This is a genomic window from Flavobacterium microcysteis (genome assembly GCF_006385255.1).
In the GTDB taxonomy this organism is placed as follows: domain Bacteria; phylum Bacteroidota; class Bacteroidia; order Flavobacteriales; family Flavobacteriaceae; genus Flavobacterium; species Flavobacterium microcysteis.
Genome location: NZ_VFJE01000053.1, coordinates 224,267 through 244,083 on the forward strand (window position 1 = coordinate 224,267; position 19,817 = coordinate 244,083).

Sequence of the window (19,817 nt, forward strand, 5' to 3'; positions counted from 1 at the left end):
TCTGCCTTATTTATTAGATATTATTATAAAAATCTATCGTTTCTCCTTCTTGTACTTGAACAATTGCTTTTTTGTAAGCATTTGTCTTTCCGTTGATGATACCACTTTTAGTATATTTAGTAGATCTATCAGCTCTGTAGTTCATTGTGTTCACTTCAACAACAGTAATTCCGTAAGCTGCCTCGATAGCATTCTTAATTTGAATTTTGTTTGCTCTTTTGTCAACGATGAATCCAAAGCGATTGAAAACCTCACCATCTTTGGTAATTTTCTCAGTAATTATAGGTTTAATTATGATACTCATGGCCTATTATTTGCTTAAATTTTCTTCAATTCCTTCCAAAGACCCTTCTAAAAGCACTAAATTGTTTGCATTCAAAATAGCGTAAGTGCTTAATTCTGAATTAGTTACAACGCTAGACGCCTTTAAATTGCGTGAGGACAAATATACATTTTTATTCGACTCTCCCAACACAAATAAAGATTTTTTATTCTCTAACCCTAAAGCTTTCAAAACGTTAATGAAATTTTTAGTGTTTGGTACTTCAAAATTGAAGTCTTCTATTACGATAATATTTGACTCTTTTGCTTTGATTGAGAAAGCAGATTTTCTTGCCAAACGCTTCAAGTTTTTATTCAATTTGAATGAATAACTTCTTGGTCTAGGTCCGAAAACTGTACCTCCACCTTTAAACAAAGGGTTTTTAACGCTACCAGCACGAGCTGTACCAGTTCCTTTTTGCTTTTTAATCTTACGTGTACTTCCAGTAACTTCAGCTCTTTCTTTAGCTTTGTGAGTTCCTTGTCTTTGATTAGCAAGATATTGCTTAACATCAAGGTATACCGCGTGATTATTTGGCTCAATTGCGAATACTGAATCAGAAAGAGTAATCGTTCTGCCAGTTTCTTTTCCGGTGATATTTAAAACTTTTACTTCCATTACTTCTGAATGATTACATAAGAGTTATTGTGTCCTGGAACACATCCTTTTACTAAAAGTAGGTTCTTTTCAGCAACTACTTTCAAAACTCTTAAGTTTTGAACCGTTACATTATCAGTTCCCATTCTACCCGCCATACGCATTCCTTTGAATACTCTAGAAGGATAAGAAGAAGCACCTACTGATCCTGGCGCTCTCAAACGGTTGTGCTGACCATGTGTAGCTTGTCCAACACCACCAAAACCGTGACGCTTAACAACACCTTGGAAACCTTTACCTTTTGATACACCTTGTACATCTACAAACTCGCCTTCTACAAAAAGGTCTACAGTGAGTACATCACCTAGTTTGTGTTCTTCTTCGAAGTACTTGAATTCAACGACTTTTTTCTTAGCTACAGTTCCAGCTTTTTTAAAGTGACCTAGATCAGCTTTTGTGGAATGTTTCTCATTTTTGTCATCGAAACCAAGTTGCAACGCTTCATACCCGTCAACCTCATTGGTTCTGACTTGGGTAACAACACATGGTCCAGCTTCGATTACTGTACAAGGAATATTTTTCCCGTTTTCATCGAAAATACTGGTCATGCCGATTTTTCTACCAATTAACCCAGACATAAAATATTAATTATTAATTATTAAAATACAAAACAATAGAACACATTATTTAAACGAATCCTATTTTTGGAGGCGCAAAAGTAAAACTATTTTGCGATTTATCCTAAAAATATTTTTTCGCCTAAATAATGTGTTATTTTCTTTATGAGATACTTATACTTTGATCTCTACTTCAACTCCACTTGGAAGCTCCAATTTCATTAGAGCATCGATTGTTTTTGATGAAGAAGAATAAATGTCTAACAATCTTTTGTATGACATTACTTCAAATTGCTCTCTAGATTTTTTGTTAACGTGCGGAGAACGCAACACAGTAAAAATCTTTTTGTGAGTTGGCAACGGAATTGGTCCTGTTACAACTGCACCTGTACTTTTTACAGTTTTTACAATCTTCTCAGCAGATTTGTCTACCAAATTGTGATCGTAAGACTTTAGTTTTATTCTGATTTTTTGACTCATTTTTCTTTAGAATTAAGCGTTACCTTTTGCTTTTTTGATTACCGCTTCTGAAATATTAGAAGGCGTTTCAGCATAGTGAGAGAACTCCATTGTTGAAGTAGCTCTACCTGATGACAATGTTCTCAATGTTGTAACATAACCGAACATTTCTGATAAAGGCACATCAGCCTTAATCGTCTTAGCTCCATTTCTGTCACCCATGTCATTAACCTGACCTCTACGACGGTTCAAGTCACCTACGATATCACCCATGTTTTCTTCTGGAGTGATAACTTCGATTTTCATGATTGGCTCAAGGATAACAGCACCAGCAGCTTTTCCAGACTCTTTGTAACCCATTTTCGCAGCTAATTCGAAAGAAAGAGCATCAGAATCCACAGGGTGGAAAGATCCGTCTAATAAAGTTACCTTCAAGCTATCAACCGCATATCCTGCTAAAGGACCTTGCTTCATTGCTTCTCTGAAACCTTTTTCAACAGCTGGGATATATTCCTTAGGAACGTTACCACCTTTTACTTCGTTAACAAACTGTAATCCAACTGGAACTTTACCGTCCACTTCATCAGCAGGCTCGATTCTAAATACGATATCACCGAATTTACCACGACCTCCAGATTGTTTCTTGTACGTTTCTCTATGTTGAGCAGATCTTGTGAACGCTTCTTTATATTCTACTTGAGGCTCACCTTGGTTAACCTCTACTTTAAATTCACGTTTCATTCTATCTACCAAGATATCCAAGTGAAGCTCACCCATACCAGAGATAATCGTCTGACCTGAAGCCTCATCTGTTCTAACTGTAAACGTTGGATCTTCTTCAGCCAATTTAGCCAAAGCCATACCCATTTTATCTACGTCAGCCTTAGTTTTAGGCTCAATAGCGATACCGATTACCGGATCAGGGAATTTCATAGACTCAAGGATGATTGGGTTCTTTTCATCACACAATGTATCTCCAGTCTTGATATCTTTAAATCCAACAGCAGCTCCAATATCTCCCGCTTCGATGAATTCGATTGGGTTTTGCTTGTTAGCGTGCATTTGGTAGATACGAGAAATTCTTTCTTTGTTTCCTGAACGTGTGTTCAAAACATAAGAACCTGCGTCAAGACGTCCTGAATAAGCACGGAAGAAAGCCAAACGACCTACGAATGGGTCAGTAGCAATTTTAAATGCCAAAGCAGCGAACGGCTCTTTAACGTCTGGTCTACGTAAGATTTTAGCTTGATCTTCTTCTAACAAATCAGCATCATCAGGGTGAATTCCTTCGATACCTTCTTTATCTAGTGGAGAAGGCAAATATTTACATACAGCATCCAACATGAACTGAACTCCTTTGTTTTTGAAAGAAGATCCAGCAATCATAGGAATGATAGCCATATCAATTGTAGCAGCTCTCAAAGCATTGTTGATTTCGTCCTCTGTGATAGAGTTCTCATCTTCCATATACTTATCTAATAGATTTTCATCATATTCAGCTACAGCCTCGATAAGGATTGATCTGTATTCTTTAACTTCTGCAACCATGTCAGCAGGAATATCGATAACGTCGAAAGTAGCTCCTTGCGTTTCATCATGCCATACAATAGCCTGATTCTTCACTAAGTCAACTACTCCTTTGAAGTCAGCCTCATCACCGATAGGCAATGTAATAGCTACTGCATTGGATTTCAACATATCTCTAACTTGTTGGCAAACACCAAGGAAGTTAGAACCTTGACGGTCCATTTTATTTACGAATCCCATACGTGGAACTCTGTATTGATCAGCAAGTCTCCAGTTAGTTTCTGATTGAGGCTCAACACCGTCAACAGCACTAAATAAGAAAACCAATCCATCCAATACTCTCAAAGAACGGTTTACCTCTACAGTAAAGTCAACGTGTCCAGGAGTATCAATGATGTTAAAGTGGTAAGGCTTTGAATCTGGAGTTGGTTTCCCTTGGTTTGTTGGGAAGTTCCACTCACAAGTCGTAGCAGCTGAAGTAATCGTGATACCACGCTCCTGCTCCTGCGCCATCCAGTCCATTGTTGCAGCACCATCGTGCACCTCACCAATTTTGTGTGATTTTCCAGTATAAAAAAGGATACGCTCAGTTGTTGTTGTTTTACCAGCATCAATGTGAGCAGCAATTCCGATATTTCTTGTATATTTTAAATCTCTAGCCATTTCTTAAGGATTAAAATCTAAAGTGAGAGAATGCTTTGTTTGCTTCAGCCATCTTGTGAGTATCCATTCTCTTTTTAACAGCAGCACCTTCTTCTTTAGCAGCAGCTAAAACTTCAGAAGCTAGTTTTTGAGCCATAGATTTCTCATTTCTTCTACGAGCATAAAGTATCATCCACTTCATTGCCATAGAGATTTTACGATCTGGTCTGATTTGCATTGGGATTTGGAATGTAGCACCACCAACTCTACGGCTACGTACTTCTACGTGAGGCATAACGTTAGTCAAAGCATCTTTCCAGATTTCCAATGAAGATTTTTCTGCATCTTGTTTCTTGTTTTCTACGATTTCTAATGCATCATAGAATACTTTGAAAGCAGTTGATTTTTTACCGTCCCACATTAAGTTGTTTACAAAACGCGTCACTAACTGATCGTTAAATTTTGGATCTGGTAAAAGAGGTCTTTTTTTGGCCTGTCTTTTTCTCATGTCTTGAATTTTAGTCTAAAGTCTTAAAGCCTAAAGTCGCAAAGAAAGTTTCTTTCGACTTTCCGCCTTTGACATTGGACTGATTAAAAAATTACTTTTTTGCTTCTTTTGGGCGTTTTGCACCATACTTAGATCTTCTTTGCGTTCTTCCTGCAACACCTGATGTATCAAGCGCTCCACGAACGATGTGGTATCTAACTCCTGGTAAATCTTTTACCCTTCCACCCCTAACTAATACTATCGAGTGCTCTTGTAGATTGTGTCCTTCTCCTGGGATGTAAGCATTCACTTCATTACCGTTTGTCAAACGTACACGCGCTACTTTACGCATTGCAGAGTTTGGCTTTTTTGGTGTAGTAGTGTAAACACGCGTACAAACCCCTCTTCTTTGAGGACAAGAATCTAAAGCAACCGATTTACTCTTCTTAGTTATCTGGGTTCTTCCAGTTCTTACTAATTGTTGAATTGTTGGCATAATTAATACTAATATATATTATGATTTAATTTCCCGCTTTTTTACGGGGTTGCAAATGTAATAATTATTTTTTTTTAAACAAACCTTAATCCATTAATTTTCAAACAGATTAACCTAGATTTAATTTTTATATATTATTCGTTGCATTTTTGCGTTACTTTTACTGTGATTTGCCAACAACCCGAATAGCTTATTCCCAATTCTTATAAATCGAAAGAAATACCGGAATAAAACCAGACATTCTAGGCAGCGTTTTAACAATTATGATATTTTGAAAAGATTCTTTTTTCTTTTATTCTGTATTTTATTCAGCTTAAATTGCTTAAGCCAAAAACTTCATTTAAAAATTACGTCTGATTCCCAAAGCGATTTAAAAACAATCGATTCTATTGGCTATTCCAAAAAACACAGCAATGCCAAAAGCATTGTTGACGAAGCAAACAGCCTTTCGGAAAAACTAAAACGCTATGGTTTTCTCGAAAATGAAATACAGGAAAATAAAAAACAGAATGACAGTACTTTTTTATTCAAGTTTCACCTGGGCCACAAAACCAGCTTTACGCATATTTATTTAGGAAAGGATTCTGAATTGAAACGATTGGGAATCATAGAAAACCAAGGTGACACTCTAAAACTTCCTTTTAGCGAAACTGAAAATTTCTTAAACTCGACTTTAGGCACCTTGGAACGCAAAGGCTATTCTTTAGCCAAACTCCAACTCATAAATCTAAAAAAAAGGAGAAACATTCTTTTAGCCGACCTAAAATTTGAAACCGAAAAACTGCGACAGGTAAACGATATCGTCATTAACGGTTATGAAAAATTCCCGGAAGGACACAAAAAGGAAATAAGGCGCCGTTATCGCAATAAGGTATTCAACCAACAAAGCCTTAAAAACATCCATGAAGATTTCAACCAATTTCAATTTGTAACCCAAACCAAATATCCGGAAATTCTTTTCATGAACGACACTACCAAAGTGTATGTTTATGTAGAAAAATCCAAACCCAACCGTTTTGACGGGTTCATAGGTTTTGGAAATAATGAAAAGGGCGACATGAAAATTAATGGTTATCTCGACCTTTTACTGGTGAACTCATTAAATGTAGGCGAACGCTTTAATCTGTACTGGAAAAGCGATGGTAACGACCAGAAGACCTTTAATGTCAATCTCGAATTACCTTATATATTCAAGAGTCCTTTAGGAATCAAAGCCCAGTTAAACATCTTCAAGCAGGACAGCACTTTCCAAAACACGCAGACCGCCATCGACCTTGGCTATTACTTTAATTATAATACAAGACTATATATAGGATACCAATCTACAGAATCGAACGACATTCAAAACCTCAACAGTTCAACCTTACGAGATTTCGATAACTCTTTCATCACTTCCAACTTTGAATACTCAAAATTTAAAAGGGATGATTTTCTATTTCCTGATAAAACACTACTCAATATCAAGGCCGGTGTTGGTAGTAGAGATTCTGAAAATTCAAAAAACAGCCAATTTTTCGCAAACATAGATCTCCGGCACAACCTCTATCTAAACGACAAGAACATCATAGCACTGCGGAGTCAAAACTTCTTGCTGCAGAGCGACAGCTATATTACCAATGAACTTTTCCGTTTTGGCGGAATTAATTCCATACGGGGCTTTAATGAAAACAGCCTGCAGGCAAATCTCTATTCTTCTATACTCACAGAATATAGATATGTCCTCGCCCCAACAATTTACATGCACTCAATTATTGATTTTGGCTATTATCAGGACAAGACTACAGACAATGATGGAAATCTTTTAGGACTCGGATTTGGATTTGGATTACTTACCAAAAACGGACTCTTTAATATTGTTTATGCCAATGGTAGTACGGGCGATCAGCAAATAAAACTTTCCAATTCAATTGTTCACATTAGTTTTAAAGCCAAATTTTAACAATTATAATATAGATACCCTAATATATTAAAAACAAAATTAAAAAAAGTATAGGTTTGTTAAGAAATATTTAAGAAATTTGAATTAACTAATTCTAACCTATATCTAATGAAAACAAAGTTAAACGGCTTGTTAACGCTTGCACTTGCGTTAATAATGCAGATTTCTTTTGCACAAGAAAGGACAATTTCTGGTACAGTGAAAGACCAAAACGAACTGCCTCTTCCTGGGGTAAGCGTAACTATCAAAGGAACGACAATGGGTACTCAAACCGACTTTGATGGTAAATTTCAAATTAAAGCTTCACCTTCCGACATTCTAGTTTTCAGTTTTGTGGGTATGACCTCAAAAGAAGTCATGGCTACAGCTACCGATTTCAATATTGTCCTTGCAGATGATGCTACGCAACTTGAAATGGTTGTTGTGACTGCACTGGGAATAAAAAGAAACCCAAAAGAGCTGAGTTATTCTACTCAGGTCGTAAAATCTGACGAATTAAACCAGGCAAAAGCTGTAAATGCAGCCACAGCCTTGGTTGGAAAAGTATCCGGTTTGCAGATCAACACTATAAATAGCGGGGTTAATCCACAAACAAGAGTTGTATTAAGAGGGGCTAGATCCATTTCAGGAAACAATGAGGCTCTTATCGTAATTGACGGTGTACCATCTGCACTAAACACTTTAAGTGAATTGAACCCGAATGACATCGAAACCACAACTATTCTAAAAGGTGCTAATGCTGCCGCCTTATACGGTTCTGCAGGTTCTAATGGAGCGATCATGATTACCACTAAAAAAGGACGAAACGGCAAGATGACATTGCAATACAATTCGACCATAACTTTTGAAAAAATCCAATTCATTCCAGACAGACAAACCAGATTTGGTCAAGGTTGGGCAGGAGAACTTGATCCGGTTGAAAACACCAACTGGGGAGCACCATTAGATGGATCACTGGTACAGGTAGGTGCAGAATTGCCTGACGGTTCTATCAGAGAATTTAGCTATATAGCGAGAAAAAACAATATCAAAGACTTTTTTAATGTAGGAACTACAAAACAAAATGGCTTCTCTATATCACAAGGAGATGAAACGAGTAGTTTGTTCTTCTCCGCACAAGATGTAAAAACAGAAGGAATTATTCCTGGTGATGTTTACCACAAAAACACCTTCCGATTAAACACAAGCAAAACTTCTGGAAATTGGTCGGTTGCAGGTAATGTTTCGTATTTTACTGACAAGACAGACATTGCAGGAAGCTTAACAGGTTCTGACGATGAATCCGAGTTCTTTTCAGACACTGTATCCGGGCGAAGCATTTACAGTCAGCTTTTACAGACTCCTATCAACGTTCCTTTAAGCGTTTATTCGCAAGGAGATTTGCAGGATTATTTTACCAATTATGCCTATAACCCTTATTGGATCATAAAAAACTCACGACGCATTTCTTCTTCAGAAAGATTCCAAGGGTCGGTTGATTTAGGCTATAAAATAAACGACTGGTTCAACATTTTATACCGAGGTGGTGTGAGTGTATTGAGTTCCGACTTCAAACATACCAATAATGGCCATGTTTTCACAGACGGCAGTGGTCGTCAGGATTTAAACCAAGGTGTTTCTGACGGTTCAAATTTCGAGAGAAGAATCAATAGCGACTTGATGTTTAATTTTGATTTTAATATTACTGATGACATTACCGCCAAAATCATTTTGGGTAACAACATCAGAGACATCAGAACAAAAGAAATGGGAATCCGTGGTGATAACTTGGTTATCGAAGGACTTTACAATGTTTCGACCAGAACCGGTGAGCTTCGTGGAGTTGAGTTCAATTCCCGATTAAGAAGCATTGGGCTATATGGAAGTGCTGAACTAGGCTACAAAGACTTTTTATTCCTAAATGTTACAGGAAGAAACGACTGGTCTTCTGCTCTGATCAAGGAAAACAACTCCTTCTTCTACCCTAGTTATGGTGTTTCATTTATTCCAACATCTGCTTTCCCAGAATTAAAAGGAAACGTTTTGAATTTTGCAAAAGTAACAGCGAGTTACACCAAAGTGGGGAACTCAACTTCTGCCTATGCCAATCAAAACACTTATATTAGATCTGTAGGTTTCCCTTATGGCGACCTAACATCATTTAATTTGAGCAGCACAGTTGCTTTAGCAGGATTAAAGCCCGAGTTTACAACATCCAAAGAATTTGACCTGAATCTGGAATTCTTCAACAAAAGAATCTCGTTAGATGCAAGTTACTACATTTCAAACTCTACCGACCAGATTATCAATGCTGCCGCATCTTCTTCATCTGGAGCGACAAGAGCTTTGCTAAATGCCGGAGAATTACAGACCAAAGGATTTGAATTGGACTTAGGATTTGTGCCAATCCAGACTGAAGATTTTCAGTGGGATTTTAGAGTTAGCTACAGTGCTCCTAAAACGGAAGTTAAGAGCTTACTCCCTGGAGTAAATGAGCTTTCATTAGGTGGTTTTTCAACTGCAGGAGTTTATGCTGTTGTTGGAGAAGAATATCCTATCATTAAAGGAACAGCTTACCAAAGAGATGACCAAGGCAGGGTAATTATCGATCAGGCAACAGGTAACCCTATACAGTCATCAGCCTTGAAAAATTTAGGAAAAACAACTCCTGATTACATCGTAGGTCTTACAACCAACTTTGATTATAAAGGATTTAGACTTTCTGCCGTTTTTGATTACAGAACCGGACATGTGTTTTATAATGAGATAGGAGAAATGCTTGACTTCACAGGATCTTCAGTGCAAAGTGCCCAATCAGGAAGATTGCCGTTTGTATTCCCTAACTCATCCTACCAAAGTGCACCGGGCGTATACACTCAAAACACAAGCATTCCAACATCAAGTGGAGGTCAACCTTTCTGGGATTCAGTTTATAGTAAAATCTCTGAAAATTACGTAGTTGACGCTACAGCATTCAAATGCCGTGAAATAGCGCTTAGCTATTCGTTCTCTAAAAAAGCATTAGAGCATTCTCCTTTTGAAGGTATAACCATTGGAGCAAATGCACGTAACGTATTCATGATCCTTCCAAAATCAAACCGATACACAGATCCTGAATTTGGATTTACTACAGGAAATGCTGTCGGTGTAGGAACAGTAAATGAGATCCCACCAACAAGAAGCTACGGTTTCAATGTAACATTAACTTTCTAATCAAAAAAATGATGAAAAATATATTCAAAAAAAGCTCTTTATTAGTTGCTTCTTTTTTCTTACTGGCTTCATGTAGTGATTATCTGGACATCAATGAGGACCCGAACAATCCTACGAATGTAAAGCCGGAATTACTACTGGCCAGTGCTCAAAATTCTGGAGCTGCTAAACTGAATGTTAACATGAATCAGGTGGGCAACTTTATGGTCTATAACTGGGCGAACAATATCGAAGAATATATCGCCTACCAAGACGAAATGCAGTACACCGTGAACAGTACATTTTATGATGATGTTTGGGATGACCTGTATCTAACGTTAGCGAACTTCCATAAGATCGAAAAGACACCTTTGGAAGATTATGAAAATTATCAGGGAATTGCCAAAATAATGAAAGCTTTCTATTTTCAATATCTTGTAGACTTATATGGAAACATTCCTTATTCAGAGGCATTGCAACGTGATTTGGAACTGACTCCTGCTTACGATAATGCGGAAGTTGTATATGATGACCTGATTGTGCAATTAGATGCCGCAATCGATCTTATCAAAAACGCTCCTGCTTCAGCATTAAATCCGGGCAGAAATGACATTATGCTTCACGGAGACATGGACGAATGGGTGAAATTTGCCAATACAATAAAGATGAGAATCCTGATCCGTCAATCCGGAATGCCTTCAAAACAATCCTATATTGCAGACAAATTCGATGATATTATCAACGAAGGCAGTGGTTTCATAACTGAAAATGTGACAAACAATCCAGGCTACCTTGCAAGTACCGGAAAAATGAATCCGTTTTTTGAAACTTTCGGAACAACATTATCCGGAAGCCCAACAGACGACAATAGATCTTTAAAAGGAACACAGTATACTGTTGATTACCTTACAAACACGAACGACACAAGGCTGGAGAAAATCTATGCTCCTATTCCAGGTGGAGGTTTTGCCGGTATAAATCAGGGCGCTCCTGACGAACAAGGAACCGTTGTTGTACCTTATTCTGGATTAGGAAGCGGAGTTCTTAAAAACTTTATCCAAGATGCCTATATACTAACCGCTGCTGAAAGCTATTTACTTCAGGCCGAAGCTGTCGCAAGAGGTTATATAGCAGGAAGTGCTCAGGGTCTGTACGAATCCGGAATTCAGGCTTCTTATGAAACTTTGGGTCTTACAGCTGCTCAAGCTAGCACTTATTATTCACAGGCCACTAACCTTGTAGGATGGGCAGCTTCATCAGGAAATGAAATTGAAGCGATCATAACACAAAAATGGATTGCCTTGAATAGCATAAATGGTGCTGAATCTTGGATCGAATATACAAGAACCGGATTCCCATCCAGTCTTCCTATATCATTAATTGCCAGCAGGCCGCAACGCCCAATCCGATTAATGTATCCTAACTCAGAATATGTGGCGAATTCTGCAAATGTTCCTAACCAGACAACAGATGACGCTTTCACATCACCTATTTTTTGGGATAACTAATAAAATATGAAACATGAAAAATTTTAAATTCAAATTCGCAGCTATTGCGATCATATTGGCCCTGTTTTCATCTTGCCTTGTAGATGATGATGTAACAGACTATGGCGCCGGAACAAAAATTGTCGACTTCCCGTCGGGTACAGTTGACGGCACATTTGATATCGGATTGGATCAAGTTGAATTTCAGGTTCCTGCCCGCATAGTGGGCGGTAACGGTTCTGCAACTCCATCAGACATTGTTGTTACCTATGAAGTGGATGAGGATAAGACAACCGCTGTTGAAGGCACCAACTTTACTATTTTAAATAATGGAACTTTTACGTTTCCTGCCGGAGATACTGAAGCAACTTTTCCTATATTGATAATTCCTTCTTCTTTGGATCCGGAATTGGAAGTTCCATTGACTATTGCGCTAAAACTGACTGCTGCAACAGGAAATTTCCCGATAGGAGTTTCTACAAAAGAATCTACCGGTACTGTCATAATCAATTTAAAACCATTATGCCCGATTACGGATGATTTATCAGGAACACATACCTATACTCAGACTTCAATGCAATATGGCGACGGAACTGGAAACGGTACCGGAACTGGAATTGCCGGCACTATCAGCGGTTCAGTAACCTGGACTGAAGCTGAGCCAGGAAAGTATAGCCTTGATGATGCTTCATTCGGATTGTATGAAGCTGTCTATGAAGACGACCCTGCTGTTGGACCAGATGGTGCTTTTTTTACTTGGGTATGTCGTGAATTTCTTTTCAGCGGTTCAGATCAGTATTCGGATGTTTTCACCTATAATATTGTCAGTGTTACAGGACCTGTTATGGTCTTTACCTGGAGAAACACCTTTGGCGATGGCGGTACTGTCACCCTGACCAGAGAAGGCGGTGTTGATTGGCCGGATATCTTCCAGACAAACTAATCAAAAAAATATTTAAAGGCCGGCAGATTGAATTCGCCGGCCTTATTTTATTTCTCTATAACTTTATCCTATCTTTGCCACCATGGAAAAAGGACATCAAATTTTCGGAATCAGAGCGATTATCGAGGCTATACAGGCTGGGAAAGAAATAGACAAAGTATTCATACAGAAAGATGCGCAAGGCGAATTGATGAAAGACTTAATGAAAGTCATGAAACGTGCTAGTGTAAATTTCTCCTATGTGCCTGTAGAAAAGCTGAACAAACTGACACCGAATAACCACCAGGGTGCCGTAGCTACTATTGCGCCGGTTTCTTTTCATAATCTTGAAACACTTGTCGAAACGGTGATGGATAGCGGCAAAACTCCTCTTTTCCTTATCTTGGATCAAATATCCGATGCCCGAAATTTCGGAGCCATCATCAGAACAGCAGAATGTACTGGTGTCAATGGAATTATCATTCAAAAACAAGGAGCTGCTCCCGTTAATGGCGATACTGTAAAAACTTCAGCAGGTGCCGTTTTCAATGTACCCATCTGTAAGGTAGAACATATTAAGGATGCCATTTTCCATCTTCAAGGATCAGGCATAAAAACTATTGCTGCTACAGAAAAAACAGACCAGAATATTTACGACCTATCGCTTAATGAGCCTATAGCTATTATTATGGGTTCTGAAGATCGTGGTGTCAATCCTTCTGTTCTAAAAATTGTGGATGAAAAAGCTAAGTTACCAATGTTTGGTACTATTGCTTCTTTAAATGTATCTGTTGCTTGTGGTGCTTTTCTTTATGAAACAGTAAGACAGAGAAGTTAACTATTCTTTTCGACAGTATCTGTTTCACCTTCCTGATTATCTTCTGAATTATCACGGACAATTGTATAAAAGACATTATAATTGGACCTGAAAAATTCTTCCTCCCTGATTTCAGCATCGTCTTCAGGCTTTGGTAGATTTTGGAAGTTGCCATTTTCATCAAAATGCCTCATGAACATATCTTCTTCAGGATTGAAATCTGGTCGTTCCCAATCATATATAATCGGCTTTTGGTATTCTGGAGTTTTTATCGCTAATGAAAAGACATAACCTGTTATAAGACCTGCCAAATGGCCTTCCCAAGAAATTCCTTCTTGTACATCTGGAAAAACATACCATATCATACCTCCATACATCAATATAATGGTTAATGATAGGGCAATCAGTCTGTAATATTTGGTTTGGATTCCTTTAAAAAAGATAAAACTCACCAAAACATAAATCAAGCCGCTGGCTCCAATATGATAGGATTCCCTACCAATAACCCAAGTCAGGAAACCAGAAAGTAATATTCCATATCCTAACACTGCTAATGTCTGCTTCCTATAAAAAAAACGCATCGCAGCAATCAAAAGAAACAGCGGAATCGAATTATTATAAAGATGCTGGATGTCGCCATGTAGAAACGGGCTAAATAAAATACCTCTTAATCCAGAGAAGGTTCGGGGATAAATTCCATATTCTGTAAGATTGAGCTTAAAGCGAACTTCGGCCCAAAAAACGATCCACAAAAGAACTACGGAAAACAATGGCCAGGCCAAAACTGAGGGAGAGAATTTCAAATTTTTATCGTCCATTGCTTTTTAGGATTTTTTTTACCAAAAACTGTCAAAAACTTATCCAATTTTATTTTCGTGCTATTTTGTCAGCATTCAAAATAAATGAGCCCTTTTTACCCTATCAGACAAATAAGATCGCTCTTTAGAAATTTCACAAAAGTTTATGCTGTGTTGCATTAAAAAAACTTCTTCAAATTCAGTAATTTTACAAAATGGAAGCACCATTAGCAGAAAGAATTCGCCCACAACAGCTTGAAGATTATTTAGGCCAGCCACAATTAGTAGGCCCTAACGGATCATTAACCCATCAGATTGCAAAAGGCATTATTCCTTCCTTGATTTTTTGGGGACCACCCGGAACAGGAAAAACTACATTGGCCCAAATTATTGCACAAGAATCAAAGCGTCCGTTTTATATCTTGAGTGCAATTAATTCTGGGGTAAAAGAAGTGCGTGATGTCATTGAAAAAGCCAAGCAGAGTGGTGGTTTATTCACGGCTAAAAATCCAATCTTGTTTATCGATGAGATCCACCGTTTCAGCAAGTCACAACAAGATTCTTTATTAGCAGCTGTAGAAAAAGGCTGGGTAACATTAATAGGCGCTACTACAGAAAACCCTAGTTTTGAAGTAATCCCCGCACTACTGTCGCGTTGTCAGGTTTATGTATTGAATGCTTTTTCAAAATCAGATCTGGAAGCACTACTGGAGCGTGCTATGAAAACCGATGTTTTCCTAAAAGAAAAAAATATCGAATTAAAAGAAACGGAAGCTTTATTAAGGCTTTCGGGCGGAGACGGCAGAAAACTACTCAATATCTTCGATCTTGTTGTCAATGCATCAAACGATGAAAAAATCGTGATTACGAATGATTCTGTGCTTAAGCTGGTACAACAAAATACGGTATTGTATGATAAAACCGGCGAACAACACTATGACATTATTTCTGCTTTTATAAAATCAATCCGTGGTAGCGACCCTAACGGAGCGGTTTATTGGCTGGCACGCATGATTGAAGGAGGTGAAGATGTCAAATTTATAGCAAGACGCATGCTGATTCTTTCCAGTGAGGATATTGGCAATGCAAACCCAACAGCTTTTATCATGGCAAACAATACATTTCAGGCCGTGACTACCATAGGTTATCCCGAAAGCAGGATTATCTTAAGCCAATGCGCCATCTATCTGGCAACCTCGCCTAAAAGCAATGCCTCCTATATGGCAATTGGGAAAGCGCAACAAATAGTTAAACAGACGGGTGATTTGCCAATTCCGATTCATTTGAGAAATGCACCTACAAAATTGATGAAAGAATTAGGTTATGGCGAAGATTACAAATATGCCCACGACTACCAGAACAATTTTGCCGAACAGGAATTCCTTCCTGATGAAATAAAAAATACCCCTATTTATGTTCCCGGAAATAACTCCAGAGAACAGTCAACAAGGGAATTTTTAAAAAATCGTTGGAAAGATAAATATGGTTATTAAAACTTAATTAAAAGTTTTTCTGAAACCGGCTTATCATCTTTATAATATTCAAGTATCCATTCATTATTTTTTCTGATTAATGCACCATTAATCGTTTCAGATTGCACTGTAAAATAATCCGGATGCGAAGTCTTGAAAATTTTGAACACCACTTTTGGTGTTTTATCAATCAATTGGTAACCGTTTGAAATTGGTTGGGCAAAAAGCATGTTTGGAGTATCTTCTGGCTCAACAGAAGATTTGGGAGTTTCAACCTTTTTTGTCTCTGCTTTATAAACGGTCCCGTTATAATTATATCCAAGAGCAAATAGCGACTTAAAAGCATTATTCAGCGCTTCAGGATAAGCAAGTTTATACTCTTTAGCCTTGCTGGTTCCGACATCGCTTCTGGTAATTTCTCTGTTTTCACAATCTCTGAATACAACAATCAGCTTTGTGGATAGCAATGAACTTACTTTTTCTACATTAACAAATACCCTACTACATCTTTCTCCTGCTGTTTCTAATGGCAGATTCTCATTATCATAGAAAGCCTCAAATCCCATCTTACTAAGATTAAATTTTGTGATAGTATTGAGTCTATACTCATTTTCCTCATTTGTAAAAGCAAACTTTACAGGAACAATGGCATATTTGTAATTATTCAATGACTTTTGTGCCAAAGCAGAAAGTGAAGCAAACAGGAATAAGATTAGAATATTTTTTTTCATATGGAAAAAGTTTAAAGATATTTTTTTAAATCCAGCAGATGATTCACCTGCTTAATATTAGGATGTGTTTCTAAATTGTGTTCGTTAAAAAAGATAGCGTCTAGGCCTACATTTAAGGCGCCTTCTATATCGGCTTCCATGTTATCGCCAATCATAATACTTGTTTCTTTAGAACATTTCGCCAAATCCAGTGCATAGTTAAATATTTCCGGATTTGGTTTTTTTACTCCTGCATTTTCAGAATTAGTAATTGTTTCAAAATAATGCACAATATTAGAATTGACCAGCTTATTGTTTTGTATCTGGTGAAATCCGTTCGTAATTATGTGCAGCCTGTATTTTGGCTTAAGATATTCTAAAAGCTCTATTGTACCATCATAAAGATGATTGAATTGGGGAAGATAGCTAATATATTCCTCCGCTAAAAAATGAATCATTTCGTCGTCAATCTCTATTTGCATATGATCAAAAACATCTTTTAATCTTCCGTAACGCAATTGTTCCTGCGTTACCTCATCGTTTTGATATAGCTTCCAGTATTTGATATTTATAGGAACATACAACGAAATAAAGTCCTGAATATTCACATCTACTTTGTGTTTTTTCAAGATGGTATCGAATGCTAATGCTGAATTTTTCTCAAAGTCCCATAGCGTATGGTCCAAATCAAAAAAAACATCTAAAATTTTACTTTTCAATTTATTTTCCTTTTACAATTACGGCATCTTCTATATGATAGATCCAGTCTTCTACATCATTTTCATTTATACGGAAATTACCTTCCAAAGTTACATACTGATCTGTTTTCAATTTCGGAGTGCCTCCTCTGAATTTTATTCCCATAATGGTTTCCGGCCCAGCTTGTCCACAGAAAAAACAAGCCGCAAAAACATTTTTACTTAGTGCATAAGTTGTATTGTCTATAGGAACAATAAATCCTGACATGGCAATTCTTTTTTTGTTTTTCCCCTTCAGGGTAGAATTTATTATGGGATACATTACCCCATCAGGATAATCCTTATTTTGTTTTTTTACAAATTTGATCGCTCCTAACAGTTTCCAGTTTAGGGTATCTGACACAACAAAAGACTTTACTTCAGACTTAGAAAAAATTTCAGTTCTTGGCAAAAAGCCCGCTTGTTGCAAGGAAGATGAATCTGATTTTTTCCCCTTTAGGTTATCAGATATAGAAATCACACTTAAAAAAGTGAAAAGAGTTATAACAAAATAATAAGTCTTACGCATTTGCTAAAGTTTTTGAAATATTCAATCGATATGCTTTTATGGCTGGAATTACCGCTGCCAATACTCCTACAAAGATAGTCACTATAAATAAAATTCCTTCTTTCTGCCATATAAAAGCAAACGGATCAAAAGTCATTTTATATTCTTCATCTGTTGAAGAAGAAATCAAGAGCAATGCAATCCTTCCAACAATAGTGCCGAAAATGAACCCAACAAAGCACAGCAATATACTTTCAAATAGTACCAGTGTAAGCAATTGCATACGGCTGGCTCCGCTGACTCTCAATAGGGCAAATTCGTATTTTCGTTCTTTCAGTGTGTTATAAAGCGCTATAAAGATACTGATTCCTGATATAAGCATAATTCCGTAAGCCAGATACTGCAACGCCTGTAGCCCAATTCCGAATAAGGAAAACAGCCTGTTGATTTCGATTGCTGGAGAGGCAGCCTGCATTTTTGTATTCTGTGCTATCAATCTCGGCCAGGTTACAAAGCCCATTTTATTCCTGAATTTTATCAGGACTGCGGTTATTTCTTTTCCTTCTTCTGATACCGGCATTGCTTTTTCATGATCGTGATGGTCGTGGTCGTGTTCATCGCCTTCAAAATGGATATGTCCTTCTTCTCCATGAGCAGGATTTTCATCTGCATGTTCATGATTTTCATGCATTGCCCATACGCTAGGAATATTGCACAAAATAAGATTATCAATTACTTTTCCCGTTGGGCTTGCAATACCACTTACTTTATAGGCAAATTCTTCATGAACCTCACCTTCTGCTGCATCGCCATGCGATCCGAAAAATTTATCTCCTACTTTTATATTTAGTTTTTTTGCAATTTCAGCACCTACAACAACTTCAAAATCGGCTTGGAATATTTTGCCTTGAGAAACTGTTGCTCCAAATTTACTCAGATAGTCCGGTGTTGTTCCTACAATCTTAAATCCTCTGTAGTTGTCTCCAAAAGCCAATGGTATAGCACTTTTCACAAAAGGATGTTTCATCCATGTTTTCGCTTCGCTGTAGCTAATATTTCCTGTTGGCGCATCAACCTGATACACTGAGGAAAGAATCAATTGAAGCGGACTTCCTTGTGCTCCCAAAACAACATCAACTCCATCAATGTTACTTGAAAATTGCTTTTCAAATTGCTCTTGAAGTAAGATTAATAATGAAATTATAGCAACACTTGCTGTTAGCAGAACAATGCTTAAGATGGTGTTCAAAGGTTTGAACCAGATATTTTTCCAAGCTAATTTGACAATCATACTAATGTAATTTGATTAGAAAAACGATCTTTTAATCTTTGGTCGTGTGTAACAATAATGAGTGCAGCTCCATATTCTTTAGACAATTGCGAAAGCAAGTCGGCTACTTTATATGCATTCTCATCATCAAGACTCGATGTAGGTTCATCGGCCAAAAGCAATTGAGGCTCATTTACCAAAGCTCTGGCAATCGAAACCCTTTGTTGCTGTCCTATACTCAAACGTGATGTCAATTTATGTATCTGGTCTGAAAGCCCCAGTTCAGCCAAAAGTGATTTTGCTTTTTCTTCGGCTTTTTGTCCGGTTGCTAACCAGGAAGAAAGAACAACATTTTCAAAAACAGAAAATGCTTCTACAAAATGCGACTGCTGCAGAATGAGTCCTATATTTTTCCCTCTGAATTTATCCAACTTCTTATTGGATAGGCTTTCAATATTTATATCGCCTATACGAATGGATCCTGATTGTGCTTTTAGCAAGCCTCCCAGCAGATGAAGCAATGTAGTTTTTCCTTTCCCTGAACCGCCGGTAATCAAAAGTACCTGACCGCTATCTAAAGAAATATCAGGGAAATTAAAATTCACTTTCCCATTATAAGAAAAAGCGAGATTTTTGGTCTGAATCATAATTAATGTTGTTTCTGCAACTGCCTGCAAGATACTCAAATACTTTAAAATATTTTGTTAAGTCAAATTTATAAAATGCCATTGTCTGGCTTCTATGTTTACTTAACGGTCTTATATTTTGACAAGAGAACAGCTGATTATTCCGTAAAAGAAAATATATTTATAAAATAATTTTTTCATTAACCCGCATAAA

General features: G+C 37.4%; 19 protein-coding genes. 6 read left to right on the forward strand and 13 right to left on the reverse strand.

All coding sequences use genetic code 11. The features are described 5' to 3' along the window. Window positions 1-13: 13 nt before the first annotated feature. From rplW to rpsL, 7 genes are all read right to left on the reverse strand, one after another. Window positions 14-304: a 50S ribosomal protein L23 gene (rplW, locus tag FJA49_RS08245; RefSeq protein ID WP_121376827.1), complete on the reverse strand. Its 291-nt coding sequence runs from the start codon at window positions 302-304 to the stop codon at window positions 14-16. Between the two features lie 6 nt (window positions 305-310). Further along, window positions 311-940, reverse strand: coding sequence for a 50S ribosomal protein L4 (gene rplD, locus FJA49_RS08250; RefSeq protein ID WP_140000499.1), 630 nt, complete (start codon window positions 938-940; stop codon window positions 311-313). After that, the gene (rplC, locus tag FJA49_RS08255) at window positions 940-1,557 is read right to left on the reverse strand and encodes a 50S ribosomal protein L3 (protein ID WP_140000500.1); all 618 of its coding nucleotides are present in this window, start codon (window positions 1,555-1,557) and stop codon (window positions 940-942) included. Before rplC ends, rplD begins: the two co-directional genes overlap by 1 nt. A gap of 153 nt (window positions 1,558-1,710) precedes the next feature. Then, window positions 1,711-2,016 carry a 30S ribosomal protein S10 gene (rpsJ, locus tag FJA49_RS08260; RefSeq protein ID WP_056068841.1) on the reverse strand — a complete coding sequence of 102 codons (306 nt, stop codon included), beginning with the start codon at window positions 2,014-2,016 and terminating at the stop codon, window positions 1,711-1,713. Window positions 2,017-2,028: 12 nt separating this feature from the next. After that, window positions 2,029-4,185 (reverse strand): elongation factor G, encoded by a 2,157-nt coding sequence (gene fusA, locus FJA49_RS08265; RefSeq protein ID WP_140000501.1) that lies wholly within the window; start codon window positions 4,183-4,185, stop codon window positions 2,029-2,031. Window positions 4,186-4,195: 10 nt separating this feature from the next. Next, window positions 4,196-4,672 (reverse strand): 30S ribosomal protein S7, encoded by a 477-nt coding sequence (gene rpsG, locus FJA49_RS08270; protein ID WP_121376831.1) that lies wholly within the window; start codon window positions 4,670-4,672, stop codon window positions 4,196-4,198. Between the two features lie 91 nt (window positions 4,673-4,763). Further along, the gene (rpsL, locus tag FJA49_RS08275; RefSeq protein ID WP_007136570.1) at window positions 4,764-5,147 is read right to left on the reverse strand and encodes a 30S ribosomal protein S12; all 384 of its coding nucleotides are present in this window, start codon (window positions 5,145-5,147) and stop codon (window positions 4,764-4,766) included. Between the two features lie 271 nt (window positions 5,148-5,418). On the opposite strand from rpsL, the gene FJA49_RS08280 reads away from it, so the two are divergent. The 5 genes from FJA49_RS08280 (at window position 5,419) to rlmB (ending at window position 13,504) form a co-directional block, all read left to right on the forward strand. After that, window positions 5,419-7,086 carry a BamA/TamA family outer membrane protein gene (locus FJA49_RS08280; RefSeq protein WP_140000502.1) on the forward strand — a complete coding sequence of 556 codons (1,668 nt, stop codon included), beginning with the start codon at window positions 5,419-5,421 and terminating at the stop codon, window positions 7,084-7,086. A 108-nt stretch (window positions 7,087-7,194) separates the two neighbouring features. After that, a complete protein-coding gene (locus FJA49_RS08285) occupies window positions 7,195-10,278 on the forward strand; it encodes a SusC/RagA family TonB-linked outer membrane protein (RefSeq protein WP_140000503.1) in 3,084 nt (1,027 codons plus the stop codon). Window positions 10,279-10,289: 11 nt separating this feature from the next. Further along, window positions 10,290-11,765: a SusD/RagB family nutrient-binding outer membrane lipoprotein gene (locus FJA49_RS08290; protein WP_158629467.1), complete on the forward strand. Its 1,476-nt coding sequence runs from the start codon at window positions 10,290-10,292 to the stop codon at window positions 11,763-11,765. Window positions 11,766-11,778: 13 nt separating this feature from the next. Then, on the forward strand, window positions 11,779-12,687 hold the full coding sequence (locus FJA49_RS08295) for a DUF1735 domain-containing protein (RefSeq protein ID WP_140000505.1): 909 nt from the start codon (window positions 11,779-11,781) through the stop codon (window positions 12,685-12,687). An 82-nt stretch (window positions 12,688-12,769) separates the two neighbouring features. After that, window positions 12,770-13,504 carry a 23S rRNA (guanosine(2251)-2'-O)-methyltransferase RlmB gene (gene rlmB / locus FJA49_RS08300; RefSeq protein WP_140000506.1) on the forward strand — a complete coding sequence of 245 codons (735 nt, stop codon included), beginning with the start codon at window positions 12,770-12,772 and terminating at the stop codon, window positions 13,502-13,504. Here rlmB and FJA49_RS08305 read toward each other — a convergent pair. Next, window positions 13,501-14,301, reverse strand: a complete 801-nt coding sequence (locus tag FJA49_RS08305) for a rhomboid family intramembrane serine protease (RefSeq protein WP_140000507.1) — start codon at window positions 14,299-14,301, stop codon at window positions 13,501-13,503. The two genes, rlmB and FJA49_RS08305, sit on opposite strands and share 4 nt — an antisense overlap. Window positions 14,302-14,495: 194 nt before the next feature. On the opposite strand from FJA49_RS08305, the gene FJA49_RS08310 reads away from it, so the two are divergent. Then, window positions 14,496-15,773, forward strand: a complete 1,278-nt coding sequence (locus FJA49_RS08310) for a replication-associated recombination protein A (protein ID WP_140000508.1) — start codon at window positions 14,496-14,498, stop codon at window positions 15,771-15,773. Here FJA49_RS08310 and FJA49_RS08315 read toward each other — a convergent pair. The 5 genes from FJA49_RS08315 to FJA49_RS08335 all read right to left on the reverse strand — a co-directional run bounded on the left by FJA49_RS08315 (window position 15,770) and on the right by FJA49_RS08335 (window position 19,624). Further along, a complete protein-coding gene (locus FJA49_RS08315; protein ID WP_140000509.1) occupies window positions 15,770-16,483 on the reverse strand; it encodes a hypothetical protein in 714 nt (237 codons plus the stop codon). The genes FJA49_RS08310 and FJA49_RS08315 overlap by 4 nt on opposite strands. Before the next feature lie 11 nt (window positions 16,484-16,494). After that, window positions 16,495-17,181, reverse strand: coding sequence for a YjjG family noncanonical pyrimidine nucleotidase (locus tag FJA49_RS08320; RefSeq protein WP_140000510.1), 687 nt, complete (start codon window positions 17,179-17,181; stop codon window positions 16,495-16,497). A gap of 1 nt (window position 17,182) precedes the next feature. Continuing rightward, window positions 17,183-17,563 (reverse strand): hypothetical protein, encoded by a 381-nt coding sequence (locus FJA49_RS08325; RefSeq protein WP_233590089.1) that lies wholly within the window; start codon window positions 17,561-17,563, stop codon window positions 17,183-17,185. 157 nt (window positions 17,564-17,720) lie between these two features. Then, entirely contained in the window at window positions 17,721-18,998 is a 1,278-nt protein-coding gene (locus FJA49_RS08330; protein ID WP_140000511.1) for an ABC transporter permease, read from the reverse strand. Beyond that, window positions 18,995-19,624: an ABC transporter ATP-binding protein gene (locus FJA49_RS08335; RefSeq protein WP_140000512.1), complete on the reverse strand. Its 630-nt coding sequence runs from the start codon at window positions 19,622-19,624 to the stop codon at window positions 18,995-18,997. Before FJA49_RS08335 ends, FJA49_RS08330 begins: the two co-directional genes overlap by 4 nt. Window positions 19,625-19,817: the final 193 nt, after the last annotated feature.

What these genes read in the sequence shown, in the direction of transcription:
- FJA49_RS08285 (WP_140000503.1), top strand. Translation starts at nt 7,195, where the DNA reads ATGAAAACAAAGTTAAACGGCTTGTTAACGCTTGCACTTGCGTTAATA.
- rpsG (WP_121376831.1), bottom strand. Translation starts at nt 4,672, where the DNA reads ATGAGAAAAAGACAGGCCAAAAAAAGACCTCTTTTACCAGATCCAAAA.
- rplC (WP_140000500.1), bottom strand. Translation starts at nt 1,557, where the DNA reads ATGTCTGGGTTAATTGGTAGAAAAATCGGCATGACCAGTATTTTCGAT.
- FJA49_RS08305 (WP_140000507.1), bottom strand. Translation starts at nt 14,301, where the DNA reads ATGGACGATAAAAATTTGAAATTCTCTCCCTCAGTTTTGGCCTGGCCA.
- fusA (WP_140000501.1), bottom strand. Translation starts at nt 4,185, where the DNA reads ATGGCTAGAGATTTAAAATATACAAGAAATATCGGAATTGCTGCTCAC.
- rplW (WP_121376827.1), bottom strand. Translation starts at nt 304, where the DNA reads ATGAGTATCATAATTAAACCTATAATTACTGAGAAAATTACCAAAGAT.
- rlmB (WP_140000506.1), top strand. Translation starts at nt 12,770, where the DNA reads ATGGAAAAAGGACATCAAATTTTCGGAATCAGAGCGATTATCGAGGCT.
- FJA49_RS08310 (WP_140000508.1), top strand. Translation starts at nt 14,496, where the DNA reads ATGGAAGCACCATTAGCAGAAAGAATTCGCCCACAACAGCTTGAAGAT.
- FJA49_RS08330 (WP_140000511.1), bottom strand. Translation starts at nt 18,998, where the DNA reads ATGATTGTCAAATTAGCTTGGAAAAATATCTGGTTCAAACCTTTGAAC.
- FJA49_RS08335 (WP_140000512.1), bottom strand. Translation starts at nt 19,624, where the DNA reads ATGATTCAGACCAAAAATCTCGCTTTTTCTTATAATGGGAAAGTGAAT.
- FJA49_RS08295 (WP_140000505.1), top strand. Translation starts at nt 11,779, where the DNA reads ATGAAAAATTTTAAATTCAAATTCGCAGCTATTGCGATCATATTGGCC.
- rplD (WP_140000499.1), bottom strand. Translation starts at nt 940, where the DNA reads ATGGAAGTAAAAGTTTTAAATATCACCGGAAAAGAAACTGGCAGAACG.
- FJA49_RS08290 (WP_158629467.1), top strand. Translation starts at nt 10,290, where the DNA reads ATGAAAAATATATTCAAAAAAAGCTCTTTATTAGTTGCTTCTTTTTTC.
- FJA49_RS08315 (WP_140000509.1), bottom strand. Translation starts at nt 16,483, where the DNA reads ATGAAAAAAAATATTCTAATCTTATTCCTGTTTGCTTCACTTTCTGCT.
- rpsJ (WP_056068841.1), bottom strand. Translation starts at nt 2,016, where the DNA reads ATGAGTCAAAAAATCAGAATAAAACTAAAGTCTTACGATCACAATTTG.
- rpsL (WP_007136570.1), bottom strand. Translation starts at nt 5,147, where the DNA reads ATGCCAACAATTCAACAATTAGTAAGAACTGGAAGAACCCAGATAACT.